The sequence below is a fragment of the Steroidobacter sp. genome (assembly GCF_016790065.1).
In the GTDB taxonomy this organism is placed as follows: Bacteria; Pseudomonadota; Gammaproteobacteria; order Steroidobacterales; family Steroidobacteraceae; genus Steroidobacter.
This window is the reverse complement of sequence record NZ_JAEUPY010000516.1, coordinates 1-2,070: the sequence shown is the minus strand read 5'-3', so window position 1 is coordinate 2,070 and position 2,070 is coordinate 1. Positions and strand designations below refer to the sequence as shown.

2 protein-coding genes are annotated in these 2,070 nt (G+C 58.6%); both read right to left on the bottom strand.

From position 1 onward, the window contains the following. A partial coding sequence (locus JNL55_RS21505; RefSeq protein WP_293858658.1) for a TonB-dependent receptor plug domain-containing protein occupies positions 1–977 on the bottom strand: 977 nt, incomplete at its 3' end. 374 nt (positions 978–1,351) lie between these two features. Beyond that, positions 1,352–2,070: putative 2OG-Fe(II) oxygenase (locus JNL55_RS21500; protein WP_293858655.1), on the bottom strand; the 719-nt coding region annotated here is incomplete at its 5' end.

The following is a 2,070-nucleotide window of genomic DNA, read 5'->3' as shown; positions in this document are numbered from 1 at the left end:
ATGTTCACTGCATCGAAGTTGTACGAATACAAATCCGGGTACAGGTTGGTGTTGACGGCATTGTCGATCGGATACTTGAAGTTCACCACGTTCAACGGGCTGTTGAAGACACCGCGAGAGAACAGCGTGCCGTCAGTGTTGAAGCCCAACAAAGTCGCGTTCGCCGAACCCGCCGCGAAACCGTACGACTGAAACAACGCATCCACCGCGGCCTGCGGGGGCGCGTTCGCGCCGGCGATGTAATAGCCCTCCGGCAGATACGAAGTCGTCGAGGTCGCGATCTTGGCGAAGTCGCGCTGGCTCTTGATCATGCCTTCGCGTTTGGAATAGTCGGCACCGATCACGACGTTGCCGCGACCATCGGCGAAGTTCAGCCCGCCGACGCCGGAGATTTGATACTCCTCGGCGTCCCAGAACTCGGTGCTGTTGGAGAAGTTATAACGAAGATCGATGCCTTCGTAATTTTCCTTCAGCTTGATGTTCACCGCACCCGCCACCGCGTCCGCGCCGTACACCGCGCCGGCGCCGCCGGTCACGATTTCGATGCTATCGATCAGCGCTTGCGGAATGGTGTTCAGGTCGACCGTCATGTCGCTGGCCGAAGGCATGGCGCGACGGCCGTCGAACAGCACGATGTTGCGGTTGGCGCCCAGGCCGCGCAGGTCGATGTTCGACTGACCGCCGTTGCCTGGATTGTTGGACGTAGTACCGCCGGCGGGATTCACCTGCGGCAGCGTGTTCAGATAAGTATCGAGAGTGACGTCCGCGTTCTCGATGATTTGCTCGGCGGTGCTGGTAACGACGGGGCTGTTGGCCACGTAGTCCTGGCGTTGAATGCGCGAACCGGTGACCACAACTTCAGCAACGACTTCGTTACCTTCCGCTGCCATGACCGGCAACGAGTGTGCGGCCGCTGCCGCAAAGCTCGTCCACAGCGCGTAGCTCACCGCGCGCCGAATAGAAATATTCGTCGACATTAGAATGATCCTCCTGCGAGAGGGTTTTAATTTGCTCCCAGACCCACACCCGTCAGTTGCAGTTTCGGGGGGTGGGCAACGCTCCCTTCCTGGATCGCAGCGATGGATAAATTCACAACTATCGACCCAAGCGTGGCACCGAGCATACAACCGCAAATTCGCCAAAGGAAGCACGATCGCGTGCCGCCGATGAAATGCTTCAAGCCGCTAATCGCTCGGGAATTCGTGAGGAATTATCAATGTGACGCAGCTGCGACCGCGGCTTGTTACCAAGCCGGCGGAATGTATACACGTTGCTGGAGAGCAACAGCGCGATAGGCTGACGTGGCGCCACTCGCCACGAGCCTAAAACAGTGCGCTTGTTTGAAATTTGCTCAGCGTTCGCTGATGGGAACGACATCCGCGCCGATGGTGACGCGCGGCTCGTCGGTTGTTATAGGCATAGTTCCGTGCCACATATAAGAAGGAAACAAAATCAATAACCCTGCGCGCGGTTGAATCATCCGTTCCGCGCTGACACCGGGCGTAGAGTAACGCGGCTCACCGAATTTGATCCAGCCGCTGCGTGCAACCGAATCTTCCGTGTCTGCTGGCGCGTGCACGTAATAAGCCGAGCTCAACCAACCGGAAGGATGCACATGATTTAGGTGATATCCGCCGCGGCGCAGCCGGATGGCCCAACAACCGGACAAACGCGCCTCGCCGTTGTTACGAGCCAATAACGGATGGGTCTCATTCTGCGGCAATCGCGAGCGAAACTCAGCGATGGGCGCGATCAGCAAACTCAAGAACTGACGGATCAGCGGATGCGGATCGGCGAGCAAACTGCGCGGCGTCTGCGCTCCAAAGCGCAGGCTCTGATCGAGCGGATGCATGGCCAGTTGCTGACGCTCCGCCAGCACTTTCATCAGCGCCTCATTGAACGCCGCCATGGAAACAAATCCGTCCGGCCGCTCCAACATCGTCGGCATGACGAAGCGCTCGTAGTCGTAGAGTTCATCGTATCGAGGCAAGCCGAGCATGCGCGCCGCCGTCGCCTCACAAGCAATGTGTTCCTGATGTAGCGACGCCTGTTGGCGCGCCTGCAGGATCA